16 protein-coding genes are annotated in these 17,967 nt (G+C 71.5%); 6 read left to right on the forward strand and 10 right to left on the reverse strand.

Features of this window, described 5'->3' with window-relative positions:
• Nucleotides 1-8: 8 nt before the first annotated feature.
• Entirely contained in the window at nucleotides 9-368 is a 360-nt protein-coding gene (locus D1J63_RS15565; RefSeq protein ID WP_003974383.1) for an NADH-quinone oxidoreductase subunit A, read from the reverse strand.
• 777 nt (nucleotides 369-1,145) lie between these two features.
• Here D1J63_RS15565 and D1J63_RS15570 point away from each other — a divergent pair.
• On the forward strand, nucleotides 1,146-1,979 hold the full coding sequence (locus D1J63_RS15570) for a C40 family peptidase (protein ID WP_102928295.1): 834 nt from the start codon (nucleotides 1,146-1,148) through the stop codon (nucleotides 1,977-1,979).
• Nucleotides 1,980-2,116: 137 nt separating this feature from the next.
• A complete protein-coding gene (def, locus tag D1J63_RS15575; RefSeq protein WP_125629317.1) occupies nucleotides 2,117-2,740 on the forward strand; it encodes a peptide deformylase in 624 nt (207 codons plus the stop codon).
• 12 nt (nucleotides 2,741-2,752) lie between these two features.
• Here def and D1J63_RS15580 read toward each other — a convergent pair whose 3' ends face one another.
• Entirely contained in the window at nucleotides 2,753-4,045 is a 1,293-nt protein-coding gene (locus D1J63_RS15580; protein WP_125629318.1) for a geranylgeranyl reductase family protein, read from the reverse strand.
• A gap of 97 nt (nucleotides 4,046-4,142) precedes the next feature.
• Between D1J63_RS15580 and D1J63_RS15585 the strand changes: the two genes are divergently transcribed.
• A complete protein-coding gene (locus tag D1J63_RS15585) occupies nucleotides 4,143-4,655 on the forward strand; it encodes a GNAT family N-acetyltransferase (protein WP_125629319.1) in 513 nt (170 codons plus the stop codon).
• 109 nt (nucleotides 4,656-4,764) lie between these two features.
• Nucleotides 4,765-5,112, forward strand: a complete 348-nt coding sequence (locus D1J63_RS15590; protein ID WP_125629320.1) for a PASTA domain-containing protein — start codon at nucleotides 4,765-4,767, stop codon at nucleotides 5,110-5,112.
• Between the two features lie 21 nt (nucleotides 5,113-5,133).
• On the opposite strand, the gene D1J63_RS15595 is transcribed toward D1J63_RS15590, so the two are convergent.
• Genes D1J63_RS15595 through D1J63_RS15610 form a run of 4 tightly spaced genes read right to left on the reverse strand, consistent with a single transcriptional unit; the run spans nucleotide 5,134 to nucleotide 9,590 of the window.
• Nucleotides 5,134-5,829, reverse strand: a complete 696-nt coding sequence (locus D1J63_RS15595; RefSeq protein WP_102928291.1) for a demethylmenaquinone methyltransferase — start codon at nucleotides 5,827-5,829, stop codon at nucleotides 5,134-5,136.
• A gap of 43 nt (nucleotides 5,830-5,872) precedes the next feature.
• Nucleotides 5,873-6,973 carry an acyltransferase gene (locus D1J63_RS15600; RefSeq protein ID WP_125629321.1) on the reverse strand — a complete coding sequence of 367 codons (1,101 nt, stop codon included), beginning with the start codon at nucleotides 6,971-6,973 and terminating at the stop codon, nucleotides 5,873-5,875.
• A complete protein-coding gene (locus D1J63_RS15605; RefSeq protein ID WP_125629322.1) occupies nucleotides 6,973-9,201 on the reverse strand; it encodes a glycosyltransferase in 2,229 nt (742 codons plus the stop codon). The genes D1J63_RS15600 and D1J63_RS15605 overlap by 1 nt, the downstream gene beginning before the upstream one ends.
• Nucleotides 9,198-9,590, reverse strand: coding sequence for a hypothetical protein (locus D1J63_RS15610; RefSeq protein WP_309317797.1), 393 nt, complete (start codon nucleotides 9,588-9,590; stop codon nucleotides 9,198-9,200). The genes D1J63_RS15605 and D1J63_RS15610 overlap by 4 nt, the downstream gene beginning before the upstream one ends.
• A gap of 277 nt (nucleotides 9,591-9,867) precedes the next feature.
• On the opposite strand from D1J63_RS15610, the gene D1J63_RS15615 reads away from it, so the two are divergent.
• Nucleotides 9,868-10,881, forward strand: coding sequence for a chitinase (locus D1J63_RS15615; RefSeq protein WP_125629324.1), 1,014 nt, complete (start codon nucleotides 9,868-9,870; stop codon nucleotides 10,879-10,881).
• Nucleotides 10,882-10,918: 37 nt separating this feature from the next.
• On the opposite strand, the gene D1J63_RS15620 is transcribed toward D1J63_RS15615, so the two are convergent.
• The 3 genes from D1J63_RS15620 to D1J63_RS15630 all read right to left on the reverse strand — a co-directional run bounded on the left by D1J63_RS15620 (nucleotide 10,919) and on the right by D1J63_RS15630 (nucleotide 13,559).
• The gene (locus D1J63_RS15620) at nucleotides 10,919-11,518 is read right to left on the reverse strand and encodes a hypothetical protein (RefSeq protein ID WP_125629325.1); all 600 of its coding nucleotides are present in this window, start codon (nucleotides 11,516-11,518) and stop codon (nucleotides 10,919-10,921) included.
• Nucleotides 11,519-11,525: 7 nt separating this feature from the next.
• Entirely contained in the window at nucleotides 11,526-12,725 is a 1,200-nt protein-coding gene (gene mqnC / locus D1J63_RS15625; protein WP_125629326.1) for a cyclic dehypoxanthinyl futalosine synthase, read from the reverse strand.
• A gap of 78 nt (nucleotides 12,726-12,803) precedes the next feature.
• Complete coding sequence (locus tag D1J63_RS15630; protein ID WP_125629327.1) at nucleotides 12,804-13,559, reverse strand: A24 family peptidase; 756 nt, start codon at nucleotides 13,557-13,559, stop codon at nucleotides 12,804-12,806.
• Between the two features lie 417 nt (nucleotides 13,560-13,976).
• Between D1J63_RS15630 and D1J63_RS15635 the strand changes: the two genes are divergently transcribed.
• Complete coding sequence (locus D1J63_RS15635) at nucleotides 13,977-15,263, forward strand: MFS transporter (protein WP_125629328.1); 1,287 nt, start codon at nucleotides 13,977-13,979, stop codon at nucleotides 15,261-15,263.
• A gap of 282 nt (nucleotides 15,264-15,545) precedes the next feature.
• Here D1J63_RS15635 and D1J63_RS15640 read toward each other — a convergent pair whose 3' ends face one another.
• Nucleotides 15,546-17,852 (reverse strand): serine/threonine-protein kinase, encoded by a 2,307-nt coding sequence (locus tag D1J63_RS15640; protein WP_125629329.1) that lies wholly within the window; start codon nucleotides 17,850-17,852, stop codon nucleotides 15,546-15,548.
• Between the last annotated feature and the right edge of the window lie 115 nt (nucleotides 17,853-17,967).

The following is a 17,967-nucleotide window of genomic DNA, read 5'->3' on the forward strand; positions in this document are numbered from 1 at the left end:
AAGGCCCCTCAGTCCCATTCCAGGCCGCCGCGCCGCCATACGTACGCGTACGCGACGAAGACGGTGAGCACGAAGAGCAGCATCTCCACGAGCCCGAAAATCCCCAGGGCGTCGAAGGTGACGGCCCAGGGGTAGAGGAAGACGATCTCGATATCGAAGATGATGAAGAGCATCGCCGTCAGGTAGTACTTGATGGGGAAGCGCCCGCCGCCGGCCGGCGTGGGGGTCGGCTCGATGCCGCACTCGTAGGCCTCGAGCTTCGCCCGGTTGTACCGCTTCGGACCGATCAGCGTGGCCATCACCACGGAGAAGATCGCAAAGCCTGCCCCGAGGGCTCCCAGTACGAGGATGGGCGCATACGCGTTCACCGCTCCTCGCTCCTCTCAGTCGGCACTGACTGCTGGCGGTTGCACTGGACTCACAGCCGCCCCAACAGCCCCACGAGCCACGCCCGTCCCGACGAAGATCGCGAACATGTGAAGCAGGTCACAAGCCCAACTGCCTCGCATCCTATGCCCGACGCTCTGTGATCTGCGACACGGGGTATTGCACAAGCTTTGTGATCTCCACCACCTGCCGAACGATCATGAAGTCGGATGAGCAGTGATCTTCACACAAGAAGCGTTCACCTGATCACCAGAGGTGACAATTTCGCTCGTCGCTGCTGGCCAGAGGGGGCGAGCAAGGGGCGTCTCCATATCAAGATGGTTCCCTTGCATGCAAATTGGCGCTGGACGCCCACCCTTGATAGAGGAGGCGTTCACACGTGAGAGGGAGGGGCCGGGGGCGATGTGGACACGTGCGCGCGTTCACGAGCGCGCGGCCTCTCGCGGACCGCGGCGGCCCGGGCGCCTCGCACGCGACGGACGCGCGCGCCGGGGTAACCGTTCCGTGACCTGTGCCACATCCATGAGAGGCGTCTGAGAACCGGGCTTGGCCAAGTGTCCCAACAAGTGGTAAGCGCGGGGCAATTCGGGCGTAACGATCAAAGACCGTGATCACAGGCCGGTTACGGCCCGTCCGCAATGTCCGTTACGGCGTCAATAAAGAGCGACACGCCCGGGATTCGGCGGCCTGATTGAACAACTGTGGCGCAGCACACGTTTCTTGAAGGTATGGAGGAGCTACTGATACCGGTTGTCCCTATGTCCCACACCGCTCACATACGCAGCCACCGGAAGCCCCGCCGCAGCGCGTCGACGATCGCGATGCGGACCGGAGTTGCCGGTGGCGTCCTCAGCACCCTGGCAGTGGCCGGTGCGTCGGGGGCGGCCCACGCGGCCGAACCGGTGACGCAGACCCTCGAACTGCCCACCCTGACGGCCGACCTGGCCGCTCAGGTCGCCCAGTCCGCGGACGTCACGCAGCAGGCGGCCGCGAGCTACCAGCTGCAGGCCGAGCGTGACGCGGCGGCCGCCAAGGCCGCCAAGCAGGCCAAGGCGGACCTCGCCGAGGCCAAGAAGAAGGCCGCCGAAGCCAAGAAGAAGGCCGAGGAGGCCGCACGCAAGGAGGCCGCCGAGCGCGCCTCGCGTGCCGCCGAGCGCACCACCCTGAGCGCTTCCTCGGACACCGGCTCCTCCACCGGCACGGGCAGCAGCACCAGCACCAGCACCTCCACGGCGACCGGTTCGGCCGCCGCCGTCGTCTCCTTCGTGCAGGCCCAGGTCGGCAAGGCGTACGTCTCCGGCGCCACCGGCCCGTCCGCCTACGACTGCTCCGGTCTCGTGCAGGCCGCCTTCAAGCAGGTCGGCATCAGCCTGCCCCGCGTCTCGCAGGCCCAGTCGACGGCCGGCACCCAGGTCGGGCTGGACAACCTCCAGCCGGGCGACATCCTGTACTGGGGCGGCGCGGGCAGCGCCTACCACGTGGGCGTCTACGTCGGCGGCGGCATGTTCGTCGGCGCGCAGAACTCCTCCACCGGTGTCGTCGAGAGGCCGCTGTCGTACGACCCGCCGAGCGGCGCGGTGCGCGTGCTGTAACCCGCACCCACCCGTACCCGCTCGCACACGCGAAAAGGGCCGCAGCCGCTCGGGGGCTGCGGCCCTTCGCGGGCTCCTGGCATGCTCGGCGCGGGCCGGTTCCCTCCGGCCCGTCCACGAGACCAGGAGAGAACGTCATGCCGAGTGTGTTCGTACAGGGGCGGCCCACCGCCTCCTACCCCCCGTTCGCGCCCGAGGCCCGGCGCGGATCGGTCCGGCGCGTCACCGAGGTCGGCGAGGGGGTGCTGCACCGGCCGTGCCGTGACGTCACGGAGTTCGGGCCGGACCTCGCCGCGCTCGTCGACGACATGTTCCGCACGATGTATGTCGCCGAAGGGGCCGGGCTGGCGGCCAATCAGGTCGGGGTCGACCTGCGCCTGTTCGTCTACGACTGCCCGGACGACGACGGTGTCCGACATGTCGGACACATCGTCAACCCGGTGCTGGAACCCCTCGACCCGGCCGCGCGCCGGCTGCTGGACGAGGGCGAGGGGTGCCTGTCGGTGCCGGGCGCCGTCATGGCCGTACCGCGGCCCGACCGGGCCGTCGTGCGGGGCCTGGACAAGGACGGCGCTCCCCTCGTCGTCGAGGGCACCGGTTACTTCGCGCGCTGTCTCGCCCACGAGACCGACCATGTGAACGGACAGGTCTACCTGGACCGGCTCTCCGGCCGGGAACGGAAGGCGGCGCTGCGGCAGTCGGCGGACCGGCGCGAGGAGGTCTTCGCGCGCCGGGCCGCCAACGCGGCGGCGTTCGCCTGACCGGGCAGCCGGTCAGGCCTTCGGCGCGACCTTGCTCAGTCCGTTGATGATGCGGTCCATCGCGTCGCCGCCCGTCGGGTCCGTCAGGTTGGCGAGCATCTTCAGGGTGAACTTCATCAGGATCGGGTGGGTGAGGCCGCGCTGGGTCGCGATCTGCATGACCTTCGGGTTGCCGATGAGCTTCACGAAGGCCCGGCCCAGCGTGTAGTAGCCGCCGTAGGTGTCCTTCAGGACGCGCGGGTAGCGCTGCAGGGCGATCTCGCGCTGGGCCGGCGTGGCCCGCGCGTGGGCCTGGACGACGACGTCGGCGGCGATCTGGCCGGACTCCATGGCGTAGGCGATGCCCTCGCCGTTGAAGGGGTTCACCAGGCCGCCGGCGTCGCCGACGAGGAGCAGGCCCTTGGTGTAGTGGGGCTGGCGGTTGAAGGCCATGGGCAGCGCGGCGCCGCGGATCGGGCCGGTCATGTTGTCCGGGGTGTAGCCCCAGTCCTCCGGCATGGACGCGCACCAGGCCTTGAGGATCTCGCGCCAGTCCAGCTCCTTGAAGGCGGCGGAGGTGTTGAGGACACCGAGGCCGACGTTCGAGGTGCCGTCGCCCATGCCGAAGATCCAGCCGTAGCCCGGCAGCAGGCGGTCCTGCGGGCCGCGCCGGTCCCACAGCTCCAGCCAGGACTCCAGGTAGTCGTCGTCGTGGCGGGGCGAGGTGAAGTACGTGCGCACGGCGACGCCCATGGGCCGGTCCTCGCGGCGGTGCAGGCCCATCGCCAGGGACAGCCGGGTGGAGTTGCCGTCGGCGGCCACGACCAGCGGCGCGTGGAAGGTGACCTCGCGCTTGTCCTCGCCCAGCTTGGCCTTCACGCCGGTGATGCGGCCGGTGCGGTCGTCGACGATCGGCGCGCCGACGTTGCAGCGCTCGTACAGCCGGGCGCCGGCCTTCTGGGCCTGCCGGGCGAGCTGCTCGTCGAAGTCGTCGCGCTTGCGGACGAGTCCGTAGTCGGGGAAGGAGGCCAGATCCGGCCAGTCCAGCTGGAGGCGGGAGCCGCCGCCGATGATGCGCAGGCCCTTGTTGCGCAGCCAGCCGGCCTCCTCGGAGATGTCGATGCCCATGGCGACGAGCTGTTTGACGGCGCGCGGGGTGAGGCCGTCGCCGCAGACCTTCTCCCTGGGAAAGGCGGTCTTCTCCAGCAGCAGGACGTCGAGTCCCGACTTGGCCAGGTGGTACGCGGTGGTGGAGCCGGCCGGCCCCGCGCCCACCACGATGACGTCGGCGGTGTTCTCGGAGAGCGGCTCAGTCTCGACGGTCACGGCGGGATCTCCCCAAGTTCGGAATCTGCGTGCCGACCGGCACTGGTCATGGGCAGTCTATTCAGCGTCACCGATCACCCGGCTGAAGGGCTGCCCAGTGAAGCGACCTCTCCCCGCCGTACGGTTGCGCGTTCCCACCGACGAGGACGCCGTCGTCTGGCACCGGATCTTCGACGACCCGGACGTCATGGAGTTCCACGGCGGGCGGTCCGCGGAGCTGTCCGTCTACGAGGAGCTGACCGCCCGCCAGCGCCGGCACGACGCCGAGCACGGCTTCTGCCTGTGGACCATGGTGGACGAGTCCGGGCAGGTCATGGGCTTCACCGGCGCCCAGCCGTGGCCCGGGGACTGGGGCCCCAAGGGCGAGATCGAGATCGGCTGGCGGCTCGGGCGGGCGCACTGGGGCAAGGGCTACGTCACGGCGGCGGCCCGGGAGACCCTCCAACGGGTGCGGGCGGCCGGGGTGGCGGAGGTGGTCGCGATGGTCGACGCGCGCAACGCCCGGTCCATCGCGGTCACGGAGCGCCTCGGCATGCGGCTCGGCGAGGTCTTCACGATCCCGTCCTCCGAGCGGCGGGGGCACTGCTACCGCCTCTCCCTGCACCCGTAGCAGGGACCCCTCGTGACGCAGAGCAACCATACGTCACAGTCAGCCACTTGATGCTTCCGGGTGGTGCCCGGCGGCGCTACTCTGCCGGGTACCGCTGGGGGTGACGTCCGTGCGCCTGGTATCCGAGAAGCCCGATGTCCGCGTCCCGCGCCTGGTCGGCCTCATGGCCGTGGACGCGTACGAGACCGCCCACGTGCGGGGCCTGTCCCTGCACGCGCCGGACCGGCCCGATCTCCGGGTCGCCGTCGTCGACCACGTCGTACGGCAGTATCCGCGGCCCGGGGCGCAGGTGCCGCGGGAGTCGACGGTGTACGTGTGGTTCGACTTCGGGGAGGGCGAGGGCGGCGGGGGCATCCGTGAGCCGCGCGTGCCGCGTCCGCCGCCGGGCGGGCTGCGCCGGGAGCTGGCGGAGCCGGGGGACGCACCGTCGTACTGCGCCGCCGTCGGCCTGCCGTGAGGTGCGCCCGGCGGGCCGTGCTCAGCTCGTCTTGAACCCTCGGTGCAGCGTCACCACGCCGCCCGTCAGGTTGCGCCAGGCCACCTTCGACCAGCCGGCCTTGCCGAGCCGCCCGGCGAGCGCCGCCTGGTCGGGCCAGGCGCGGATGGACTCGGCGAGGTAGACGTACGCGTCGGGGTTGGACGACACCGCGCGGGCGACCGGCGGCAGGGCGCGCATCAGGTACTCGGTGTAGACGGTGCGGAACGGCGCCCAGGTCGGGTGCGAGAACTCGCAGATGACGACCCGGCCGCCGGGCCGCGTCACCCGGTACATCTCGCGCAGCGCGGCGTCCGTGTCCTGCACGTTGCGCAGCCCGAAGGAGATGGTGACGGCGTCGAAGACGTCGTCCTTGAACGGCAGCCGCGTCGCGTCGCCCGCGGTGAACGGCAGCCAGGAGTGCCGTTCCTTGCCGACCTGGAGCATGCCCTGGGAGAAGTCGCAGGGGACGACGTAGGCGCCGGTGCGGGCGAAGGGCAGCGACGAGGTCGCCGTGCCGGCCGCCAGGTCGAGGACCTTCTGCGCCGGGCGGGCGTCGACGGCCTGGGCGACCGCCTTGCGCCACGCCCGGTCCTGGCCGAGCGAGAGCACGGCGTTCGTCAGGTCGTACCGTTCCGCGACGTGGTCGAACATCGAGGCGACTTCGTGCGGCTGCTTGTTCAGGGAAGCGCGGGTCACGGGCCCATTGTTGCAGCACCTCCCCCTGCCGCCGCGGACGGGCTCACGGCAGCAGCCGTGCCCTCTTCCGCGCGGCGACGTCCTCCACCCATCCGAAGAGCAGCACGAACACCGCGATCAGGACCCACCCGACGCCCAGCAGGAACCACTGGCTCTCCAGCGGCAGGTACGCCTCGAAGGCCGGTACGTCCCAGAGCCGGTCGATCAGCGGCACGGCCAGGACGAGGGCCAGCTCGTGCCAGAGGTAGACCGTCACCGCGCGGGCGTTGAACACGGTCACCAACCGGTCCAGCCGCCGCAGCCGGACCAGCCCGGAGAAGTCCGCCCCGAGCCGCGCCTTGGAGTACATCAGCAGCGTCACGAACCCGGCCGACCAGAAGGCCTGGGCGAACGGGATGTCGTCGAGGTCGTAGGTGCCGTACTCGGCCCGGTGCGCGAACGCGTACCAGGCACCGCAGGCGAGCGCCGCGAGCGACAGGACGACGACGGGGAGCGGCTTCAGCCGGGCCAGGACACCGTCGCGGTGTGCGAAGCCCAGCACCCAGCAGAAGAGGTACGTCGCCAGGTCGAGCAGCCCGGTGCCGAAGCGGTCGTCCGGCGGCTGCCAGAGGAACTGGAGGACGGCGATCGGGGCGAGGGACAGCAGCAGCACCGGCACGGGCGCGAGCCGGAAGAGCCTCAGCAGCAGCGGCGAGAGCAGGACGAACCACAGGTACGTCCGCAGGTACCAGAGGATCTCCCAGGCCTGCTCGCCCCAGGCGCTGCCCGGCGGGTCGCCGAGCGGCACCACCCAGTAGACGAGCTGCCACCCCGGCATCCAGCCGCGCACCATCATCGCGCCCACCACGAACAGGCCCCAGCACCAGAACGGCGGCAGCAGGCGGCGCAGTCGGCTCCGGATCACCGCGCCCGCGGGCCGCCGCAGCGACCGGGCCATCAGGGTGCCGGCCAGCCCGAACATGACCCCCATGGCGGGGAAGACCAGCCCCGCCCAGGCCCAGCCGAAGGCGTGGTAGGCGACCACGCGGACGAGGGCGAGGGCGCGCAGGGTGTCGAAGTACCGGTCCCGTGCCGCCGGGCCGGCATCCCCCTCGCCCCGGACGGTGCGCACCGTCCGCACGGCGCCCTTGCTGTGCGCCCCCATCACCCGGCCCCCGCCCCGGTCCCCACCTCGCCCGTCCGTTTCAGCTTCTGCCAGCGCAGTCGCCCGCCGGTCAGGGCGGTGACGCAGGAGTGGATGAGGACGAGGTACATCATCTGCCGGTAGGCCAGTTGCTGGAGCGGCATCATCAGCAGGTACCGGTACTTCTCCCGGTCGAGGCGGAAGGCGTACGCCGCGCACACCAGCTGCACGCCCAGCACCGCGAGCCACGCCAGGAGCGCCGCGCGGAAGTCGACGAAGAGCATCGAGTAGAGGGTGAACACGTCGATGAGCGGGGCGAAGACCGGCGTGACCACCTGGAAGAGCACGACCAGCGGCATCCCGACCCGCCCGAAGCGGCCCGAGGGCCCCTTGTCCGTCAGGGACCGGCGGTGCTTCCACAGCGCCTGCATCGTGCCGTAGGACCAGCGGTAGCGCTGTGACCAGAGCTGGCCGAGCGACCCGGGCGCCTCCGTCCAGGCGCGGGCGTGCTCCTCGTAGACGACCCGCCAGCCCGCGCGGTGCAGGGCGATGGTGATGTCGGTGTCCTCGGCGAGGGTGTCGTCGCTCATGCCGCCCACCTGGAGGACGGCCTCGCGCCGGAAGGCGCCGATCGCGCCGGGGATGGTGGGCATGCAGCGCAGCAGGTCGTACATGCGCCGGTCGAGGTTGAAGCCCATCACGTACTCGATGTGCTGCCAGGCGCCGATGAGGGTGCGCCGGTTGCCGACCTTGGCGTTGCCCGCGACCGCGCCGACGGAGGGGTCGGCGAAGGGCTGCACCAGGTGCCGCACGGTGTCCGGCTCGAAGACGGTGTCGCCGTCCATCATCACGACGATGTCGTACCGGGCGTGCCGGACGCCGTTGTTGAGGGCGGCGGGCTTGCCCGCGTTGGCCTGCCGCACGACGCGGACGCCGGGCAGCCCCAGGGACTCGGCGATGTCCGCCGTGCCGTCCGTCGAGCCGTCGTCCACGACGACGATCTCGACGGGGTGGGTACTGCGCGTCAGCGATCTCAGGGTCGCCTCGATGCACTCCTTCTCGTTGTACGCCGGAACGATCACGCTGACCGGCCCGGTGACGGGCGGGCCCCAGCCGAAGCGGCGTCTGTTGCGCTGCCGGTGATGGCGGCGGGCGAGGACCAGCATCATCGCGAACCGGCCGATGACGGCCACGCCCACGATCACCAGCCCGGCCGACAGCGCCGGCACCGTCCACTCGGCGACGGCGACGGCCGCGATCAGCGCCTTGCCCTCGTAGAGGGTGGCGCCGGTGGCCTCGTGGTGGGCGGCCTGGAGGCCCTGCTCGTCGGCGGGTCCGGCGCCGGTGGGCTGCTGATCGGCCATGACACCGCTGACGGTGGTGAAGGTGTAGCCCTTCGCCTTCATCTTCTCGATGTACTTGGGCAGCGCCTCGATCGTCTGCGACCGCTCGCCACCGGCGTCGTGGAAGAGGACGGAGGCGCCCTCGCCGTCCTCCGGCGTGGCCCACTCGACGATCTTCGAGACGCCGGGCCGTTTCCAGTCGTCGCTGTCGGTGTCGATGAAGACGCTGGTGTAGCCGTCCTCTCCGAGGCTCTCGTAGACGGGCCAGCTGTAGTTGTCGATGGCGTCCGTCTGGGAGGAGTACGGCGCCCGGAAGAGTGTGGTGGTGATGCCGGCCGCGCCCGCCAGGGCCAGCTGGGTCTGCTCGATCTCGCGGGTGACGCGGGCCTGGCTCTGGTAGGAGAGGTCGACGTGGGTGAAGGTGTGGACGCCCACCTCGTTGCCCTGTTCGACCATGTCCCGCACGATGCCCGGGTGGCGCGCGACCATTGAGCCGACCAGGAAGAACGTGCCGGGCACGTCGTACTTCTCCAGGATGTCCAGCACCTGGGGCGTCCAGGTGGGGTCGGGGCCGTCGTCGAAGGTCAGCACGATCGTCTTGTCCGGGACGGAGACGGTGGTGGCCTGTCCGCCGGGGAAGGTGAGGATCGGCCCGCCGTCGAGTACGGCGTCGGGGACGTCGCTCGCCGAGGCGCCGGTGCGCACGCGCTGGTCGCCGCCGACCTCGGCGCGCAGATAGCCGTCGAGGAGCATCACGCAGGTCAGCGCGAGCAGGAGCAGCAGGGCGAGGAGGACGCGCGGGCGTTGCAGCGCGGCGGCCCGGCCGGCGGCCCGTTCCATGCGGGAGGGCGCACGGCGGCGGCCCCGCGCGGGCGGGGTGGGGGGAGGCGTGGTGGGCGTGGTCATGAGGTGCGGGCGTCCGGTCGGTCGGTGAGGGTGAAGGTGGGAGCGGCGCTGGGAGCAGTGCTGGGATCGGTGCTTGGAGCAGTGCTGGAACCGGCACTGGGCGCCGCGCTGGAGGAGGCGGCGGGCGCGGGGCTCGGCGGGACGTCCGTGGGAGCGGCGCCGCCGCCCTGTGGACGCGTGCCGCCGCCGGGGCCCGGACCGCCCTCCGGTCCACCACCTCCACCGCCTCCACCGGCACCGAAGGGCAGCAGCGAGGACGGGTTGACCGAGATGCCGACGCCCATGAAGGCCAGGCCGAGGACGGCCGTGTAGCCGACGCACACGGCCCCGAGCAGGAGCCCGAGCCGGCGCAGCAGCCGCGCCCGTCGTCCGGTGCTGTCGACGAACACGGGCCCTTCGGCGGACCCTTTGCCGCGTTTGCGACGGCGACCGCGCGTGGCGGCACGGGAGGCGGAGGCAGGCTCGGATTGCATTCCCCGGACGTTAGGGATCCTTACCTGTCGCGAACTGGCAGTTCCTTGAGAGATCCCGGTGAAAAGCGGCCGTTCCTGTGCGCCTGCTGGGAGACGACGCCGAACGGCGCCCTTTCCTCAGCGAAGTCCCAGAAAGGCGTGGCACCTTCACTGGTCCGACGACGACAACGGACGAGAACGGGAGAGTGCGCTCATGAGGGTTCACCGGAACGCGGCGGCCGGGTGCGCCCTGTTGCTCGCCCTGGCCACCGCGGGCTGCGCCGCACAGGACGGCGGCACCGACTCCGCCCCCACCCCCGCCGCACCGTCCGGTTCGTCGTCGCCGGCCACCGCCTACGCCCCCTACGTCAGCGCCACCACGGCCTCCCCCACCGACACGGCGGGCTCCCCGGCGACGTACAACCTGGCGTTCGTCATAGCGTCCGGGGAGGACGACGGCTGCACCCCCCGCTGGAACGGCGTCCAGGACATCGACGACACCTCCGTCGCCTCCCGCGTCGCGGAGCTCGAGTCGTCCGGTGCCACCGTCCGCGTCTCCTTCGGCGGCTCCTCCGGTACGGAGCTGGCGGCGGCCTGCGACAGCGCTCCGGCCCTGGCGGCGGCGTACGGCGCGGCCCTGGACGCGGCCGGTTCGACGCGGGCGGACTTCGACATCGAGGGCGACGAGCTGGCCGACGCCGGCTCCCGCGCCCTGCGTTCGCGGGCGATCGCGTTGCTCCAGGAGCAACGGAGCGACCTGGAGGTCTCGTTCACCCTGCCCGTCATGCCCTCCGGGCTGGACACCGACGGCCTGGCGCTGCTGGCGTCCGCCAACGACCACGGCGTACAGGTCTCCACGGTCAACCTCATGACCATGAACTACGGCGAGTCGTACACGGACGACATGGGCGACTACGCCCTGACCTCGGCGAAGGCCGCCCACACCCAGCTCCGGGACGTCTTCGGCACCTCCGACGCGGATGCCTGGCGGGGCATGGCCCTCACCTCGATGCTCGGCGTCAACGACGTCGCCGGGGAGACCTTCACGCTCGACGACGCGGCCGAGGTCCGCGCGTTCGCCGAGGAGAAGGGCATCGCCTGGGTGTCGATGTGGGCGGCCTTCCGGGACCAGCCGTGCGCCGAGGACGCGTCGGCCACCGACGCGCTCACCACGTGCAGCGGCGTGGAGCAGGAGGACGGGGCGTTCGGGACGGCGTTCGGCGCGTAGGCCGGGACCCTCGGACGAGGCCCACGGGGCCGCGCGCTCAGCGCCCCCGGTAGACCAGCCGGCCGCCCACGACGGTGGCCACGCACGTGGACGCGCCGTCCCGCACGAGCGCGGCCCGGTCGGGTACGTCGAACACCGCGAACCGCGCCGGCTTGCCCGGAGCGAGCCCGGGCAGCAGCACCAGCGGCACCGGTGAGAACGACGCGGGCCCGGGCAGCCCCGCCGGACGTCCCGCCAGGGCGAGTCCCGCTCCGCGCACCGCGTCCAGGGCCGCGCGGCTGCGCAGTTCACCGGCGACGGCGACCGTGCCGTGCGCCAGCATGCGTTGTACCCCTCGGCGCGCGCTGGCGCCCCGCGCGGACGCGTTCGCGGCAAGGAGTGCCTGCGCGCGCTCCCCGAAGACCGGCTCGGTGCCCAGCCGGTCCGCTTCACGCGGGTCGGGGTGGTACGCCTGCTCCAGCAGTTCCGGACCGTACGGGTTGAGCAGCCCGGGCGTCAGGATGCCGGGCCACCGGCGCACCCGCGCCCGCGGGTGGTCGGCGGCCAGTGTCGCGTACGGGCCGACGGCGGCGAGCTGCGCGCCGTCGGCCAGGACGGCCGTCTCGGGAGAGGCCTCGGCGACGTGGATCGTCTGCACGGCGGCGTCAGTTGGAGGCCAGCAGCTTCAGCTCGGGGTGGGCCGTGCCGCCCTCGATGGCCGTGGACGAGATGTGGGAGACGACCCGCTCGTCGACGGGGTCGTTCGCCGGGTCGTCGTGCACGACCAGGTGCTCGTAGGTGGTGGCCCGCTGGGCGGGCACCCGTCCCGCCTTCCGGATGAGGTCGATGATCTCCATCCGGTTGGAGCGGTGCTTGGCACCGGCGGAGGAGACGACGTTCTCCTCCAGCATGATCGAGCCGAGGTCGTCGGCGCCGTAGTGCAGGGAGAGCTGGCCGACCTCCTTGCCGGTGGTCAGCCAGGAGCCCTGGATGTGGGCGACGTTGTCCAGGAACACGCGGGCGATGGCGATCATCCGCAGGTACTCGAAGAGCGTGGCCTGGGTGCGGCCCTTCAGGTGGTTGTTCTCGGGCTGGTAGGTGTACGGGATGAAGGCGCGGAAGCCGCCGGTGCGGTCCTGCACGTCCCGGATCATCCGCAGGTGCTCGATGCGCTCGGCGTTGGTCTCGCCGGTGCCCATGAGCATGGTGGAGGTCGACTCGACGCCCAGGTTGTGCGCGATCTCCATGATCTCCAGCCAGCGCTCGCCGGACTCCTTGAGCGGCGCGATGGCCTTGCGCGGCCGCGCGGGCAGCAGTTCCGCGCCGGCACCGGCGAACGAGTCGAGCCCGGCGGCGTGGATGCGCTGGATCGCCTCCTCGACCGACACCTTCGAGATCCGCGCCATGTGCTCGACCTCGCTCGCCCCCAGGCTGTGGATGACGAGTTCGGGGAACTCCTTCTTGATGGCGGCGAAGTGCTTCTCGTAGTACTCGACGCCGTAGTCCGGGTGGTGGCCGCCCTGGAACATGATCTGGGTGCCGCCCAGCTCGATCGTCTCCGCGCACCGGCGCAGGATGTCGTCGAGGTCGCGGCTCCAGCCCTTCGCGGTGTCCTTGGGGGCCGCGTAGAACGCGCAGAACTTGCACGCCGTGACGCACACGTTCGTGTAGTTGATGTTGCGCTCGATGATGTACGTCGCGATGTGTTCCGTACCGGCGTACCTGCGCCGGCGTACGGCGTCGGCGGCGGCGCCCAGCGCGTGCAGCGGGGCGTCGCGGTACAGGTCGAGCGCCTCTTCGGGGGTGATCCGCCCACCGGCGGCGGCGCGGTCGAGGATGGGCTGAAGGTCGGCCTTCTCGGTCACCGGCGTCCCTTTCGCAAGGTTCGTAAGGGTTGTGGACGGACCTGCCCAGCGTACGCCAGGCCTTCGGCCCGCTCGTGGTCAGGCCGCGTACGCCCCGGCCAGGACGCCGAGGAAGGCCCCGGCGACGAGGAACGGGCCGAAGGGGATGGCCGTCTTGCGGTCCGCGCGCCGGGCGACGAGGAGGGCGCCGCCGTACAACGCCCCGAGCAGGAACCCGGCGAAGGTGCCCAGCATCAGCGTGGGCCAGCCGTACCAGCCGAGGGCGGCACCGGCCGTGAGGGCGAGCTTGACGTCGCCGAAGCCCATGCCGGCCGGATTGATGAGGAACAGCACGAGGTAGCCGGCGCCCAGGGCGAGGGCGCCCAGCAGGGCGGTCGTCCACTCCCCCGCGTGCTCGGGCACCAGCGCGGTGAGCCCGAGCAGGACCAGCGCGGCGCCGGCGAGCGGCAGGGTGAGCGGGTCGGGCAGCCGCCGTACCTTCAGGTCGACGACGGCCAGCAGTACGCCGACCGGGGCGAGCAGCAGCCAGACGGCCAGCTCGGGCCGGGTGCCGGTGGCGGCGGCGAGGGCGGCACAGACGAGGGCGGTGACGGTGGCGAGGGACGCGGTGCGGGGGCCGTAGGAGGCGGGGCCGGCCGCGCACTGCCCGCACCTGGCCGGGCCGAGCCAGCCCCGGACGGGGTGCCCTTGCGGGCAGCGCTCGCGCCACGCCTCCCCGGTGGGCGCGGAGAACCGGTAGGCGGCACGCGGCAGCACCGCACCCGTCGCCGCGCCCCACAGCGCGGCGACGAGGACGACCACGAGATCGATGTCGACGACGGTGTCGGTGCTCATCCGGCGGCGGCCGACCGCCGCCGCACCCGCACGGTCGGGGGCGTGCGGTTCCTCGAAACGGAGGATGCCGAGGGAGCCGTCGAGCTCGAAGAGCTGGGGGTGCGGCGTCGCGGCATGGGCGGAGTCCTGGGTCCTGGTCGCGGACCGAGAAGGTCGCGAGGGCGTCCGGTAAGTGGGGTGTGCTGAGCCTACCGAGATTTTATGGACTCCAGGCGAAGGGGATCCGTGTTCACGCCGGAACCGCACATACTCGCGGTCGTGGACCTGCGAGGACCGGCGGCCTGGGCGTCGTGAACGCCCATGAGCTTCGGACTTCGGGGACGCATCCTCTGCCCGACCGGTGCCTGACCCGGATGAGCCGAGTAGCAGGCGTTCCGAGCCACTACGCTGAGCGCCTTCACACTCCGGGAGGTTCGGTTGGCAGGGCGGAGTGCACTGGGGCAGGACTTCCGGCGGCTGTGGGGCGCCTTCACGGTCAGCGCGGTCGGCAGTGCCGTCGGGATGGGGGCGTTGCCGCTGATCGCTCTGCTGGTGCTGGACTGCTCCGCGTTCCAGGTCTCGGCGCTCGCCGCGTTGTCCGCGGTGGCCAGTGGAGTCATCGCTCTGCCGCTCGGTGTGCGTATCGAGCACCAGTACAAGCGCCCGGTCATGATCACCGCCGACCTGGTCCGCTGCGCGGTGCTGGCGAGTGTTCCCGCCGCCATGGCCTTCGACGGGCTCACCTATGCCCACCTGTGTGCCGTCGGCGTTCTCCAGACGGCGGCGTCCGTCGCGTTCGACGCGGCGAGTGGGGCGCACCTGAAGGCACTCGTCCCGGCCGAGCACCGCCTCCACGCCAACAGCCTCTTCGAGACGACCAGATGGGTCAGCGTCAGCGCCGGCCCGCCCGTCGGCGGACTCCTGATCGGGGCGCTGGGCGCGGCCGCCACGTTGGTGGTCGACGCGGTGTCCTTCCTCGGGTCGGCCGTGGGCGTCCGCCGCATCCGGCGGCCCGAGCCCGCGCCACCGGCCCGCGCCTCCGCCCCGCACCTGCGCCGCGACATCGCTGCCGGTTGGCGGTACCTCCTGCGGCACCCGGGCCTGCGGCCGCTGTTCCTCAACTCGCTGCTCTTCGGCGGATCCATCGTGATGACGTCGCCGCTGATGGCCGTCCTCATGCTGGACGACCTCGGCCTGGCGGCGTGGCAGTACGGACTCGCCCTGGGGCTGCCGTGCCTGGGCGGCGTGCTGGGCGCCCGCCTGACTCCGCCGCTCACCCGGCGCTTCGGGGAGCACCGCGTTCTGCTGCTGTCCGGTGTCGCACGCACCGTATGGACGATCCTGCTGCCGCTGACGCCCTCGGGAGCTCTCGGCGTGTTCGTCATCGTGGCGGTCGACTTCGGCCTGCTCTTCTCGGCCGGCGTCTTCAACCCGTCGTTCACCACGTACCGCATGGCGGCCACGCCGGACGCCTTCATGTCCCGCGTCGGCACGTCCTGGTCCGTCGGCTCGAAGACGTTCCAGGCCGCCTTCGTGATCGCCGGCGGTCTCCTCGCCGCGGCTGCGGGGGTACGCGGTGCCCTGCTCATCGCCGGCCTGCTCTGCCTGGGGAGCGCGCTGCTGCTGCCTTGGCGAAGGGCGCGGTACTCCACTGGGCACGTCCCGGGACCCGCGACGGAGGAGACCTCGGCCCCGGCCCCGGCTACGGACAGTCCGTCCGCCTAGGGGGTGCCCCGGACTGCGGTGCCATGACTGTGCCGGGGAGGCGGGAGAGCGATGCCCGCAGAGGACTTCGAGCCATGAGCCGGCGGCCTGGCATGTGCTCGGCCTGGATACGGACCCGACGCCCGGCGTTCCGACCGCATCCGCAAACTCGCCCGCGCGCTAGGCGACTTCGCACGGTCGGCGCCGTCCCGCAGCCCGCGCACCCCGCGACTCCGTGCCGAGCGCCCCTACCGCGCCACACGGGCCGCAGGACCGAAGCGCCGCTGCGGCCCGTCGTCCTCGCTACACCGCCGGCAGCGCGTAGATCTCGTGGCCGTGCGTCGCCAGAAGTCGGTTGCCCGCGAGGGCTATCTGCCACGGTTCGCCGGCGGCCTTGGTGTCGGTGTACGTCCAGCGGAGCTTGCCCGTGCGTGTCTCCAGGGCGACGATACCGCCGTCGACGGAGCCGGTGGCGCCGTACAGGGTCGAGCCCACGCGGCGGAACGACTCCGGGCCGTCGACGTCCAGTTCGTCGCAGAGCCAGTTCCGCTTGCCGGTCTTGACGTTGACGGCCCACACGCCGTCGTCGTGGTCGCTGACGTAGAGCACGCCGTCGGCGACCGTCGGGTTGTCGAAGCCGCGTCGTCCGGCCGGGTCGAGTGTCCAAACCGTCGTGCCCTTCTCCACGTCGACAGCCTTGAGTTCATCGCCAGGGAGGAAGACCAGGCCGTTCGCGACCGTGGGCTGCCAGGACCACTCGTCGCCGATCTTCCTGGTCCACACCTGGCCGCCGGTGGCGGTGTCCCGGACGGTGAGGTTGAGGTTGGAGTCGGCGTAGACCAGGTACTTGCCCGAGGCGGTGCCCTGGACGTCGTAGTCCTTCGTGCCCCAGTCCCGGTGCTCGACCCACGCCGTCTTTCCCGTGGTGTGGCTGACGGCCGCGACGGCCGTACGGTACTCGGTGGCGCTCTTCGCCTGACCATGGTCGGTCGCGGTGACGTAGACGTTCTTGTCGTCGATGGCGATCGTGTCCTCGACGGACAACTGCTTGCCGAGGCGGCTGCGCCAGGCCTCTTCGCCGGTCTTGACGTCGTAGGCGACCAGGGCGCCCTCGTAGTCGCCGTCGGCGAGGAACACCTTGCCGTCGTGAAAGAGGAGTTGGGCTCCGGGCCGGCAGATGCCCGCCTTGGTCCAGCGGGCCTTGCCGGTCCGGACGTCGTAGGCCACGAGCGGGTCGCCGCTGACCAGGAGCAGTCCTTCGTGGGTGAGGAGCGGTACGCGCGGACTGGTGCTGTCCTCCTCGGCCGACTCGTGCCACAGCGGCTGCGGGGCCACCCCGGCGGGCGGCGTCGTGAAGTTCTCCTCCACCGGCTCGGCCGCAGCATGGCCACCCGAAGCCCCCGTGGCCTCGTCGGACCCGTCGCCGGAAGTGAGCGCCCACGCGACGCCGCCGCCGACCACCGCAACGGCTGCCGCGCCTCCCACGGCCATGCCGAGTACCCGACGCCGGGAACGGGCAGGAGCGGACTCCGGGGCCTCTCCGAGTCGGACGGTGCCGGGCAGAGGTGTCCCGTACGCGGGTACCGGGGCCCCGCCGGGCGCCGTGCCATGACCGGTCGTTCCGGTCGACGGCGAGCCGTCGAGCATGGTGGGTGCCGGGCCGAAGCCTGTTGTCGCCCGCTCCTGTGACTGTAGAACGGTTCGCGGCGTCTCGGGTGCCTCCAGGTCCAGGATCCCTGCGGCGTGGGTCGCGATGGTCGAGGCCACGGCCGACGGCAGCCAGTCGTGGAGGGCGGCGTCGATGCCCTGCCCGGCCAACGCGGTGACTATCTCGCCCGGCGCCGGACGCTGTGTCGGGTCCTTCATCAGGCAGGCGCGGACGAGCCCCAGCAAGGACGGGGGCACGCCCGTCAGGTCGGCTTCTCCGTGCACGACCTGATAGAGGAGCCCCGCGTGGGAGGTCGTGCCGTCGCCGAAGGCACCCCGCCCGGTGGCCGCGAACGCGAGTACGGAGCCGAGGGAGAAGACATCGCCCGCGACACCGACGTCCTTGCCCACCGCTTGCTCCGGCGACATGTAACCGGGCGAGCCGACCACCACTCCGGTCTGGGTCATGCGGCTGCCGTCCACCGCCCGTGCGATGCCGAAGTCGATGAGTCGGGGTCCGTCGGCAGCCAGCAGGACGTTGGAAGGCTTGAGGTCCCGGTGCATCAGGCCTGCCGCGTGAATGTCCTGCAGGGCGGCGGCCAGACCGGCAGCCAACGCGCGCACCGTGCGCTCGGGCAACGCCCCGTGCGCCCCGACCACGTCGGTCAGGTCTGGGCCGAGGACGTACGACGTGGCAAGCCACGGCAGAGGCGCGTCCGGGTCGGCATCCACGACGGGGGCGGTGAACCGACCGGAGACCGCCTTCGCGATCTCGACCTCGTGCCGGAAGCGCTCGCGGAAGTCATGGTCCGCCGCGAGATCGGGGCGGACCACCTTGACCGCGACGGTACGGCCACCAGGCGATCGGGCGAGGTAGACGCGGCCCATTCCACCGGCGCCAAGCCTTCGCAGGAGGCGGTAACTGCCGAGCTCCTGCGGATCGTCCGATTGCAGTGTCTCCATAGCGGGCCTTCCCCGTCGCGAAACCTTGACGAACAGTCATCTCATGGTCGGATGTTCGTATCGCAGACACAGTAGTAACTACGGGGGTGGAGACATCGCAGGGGCTTGTCGCGGC

The sequence above is a fragment of the Streptomyces sp. KPB2 genome (assembly GCF_003950055.1).
GTDB lineage: Bacteria > Actinomycetota > Actinomycetes > Streptomycetales > Streptomycetaceae > Streptomyces > Streptomyces salinarius.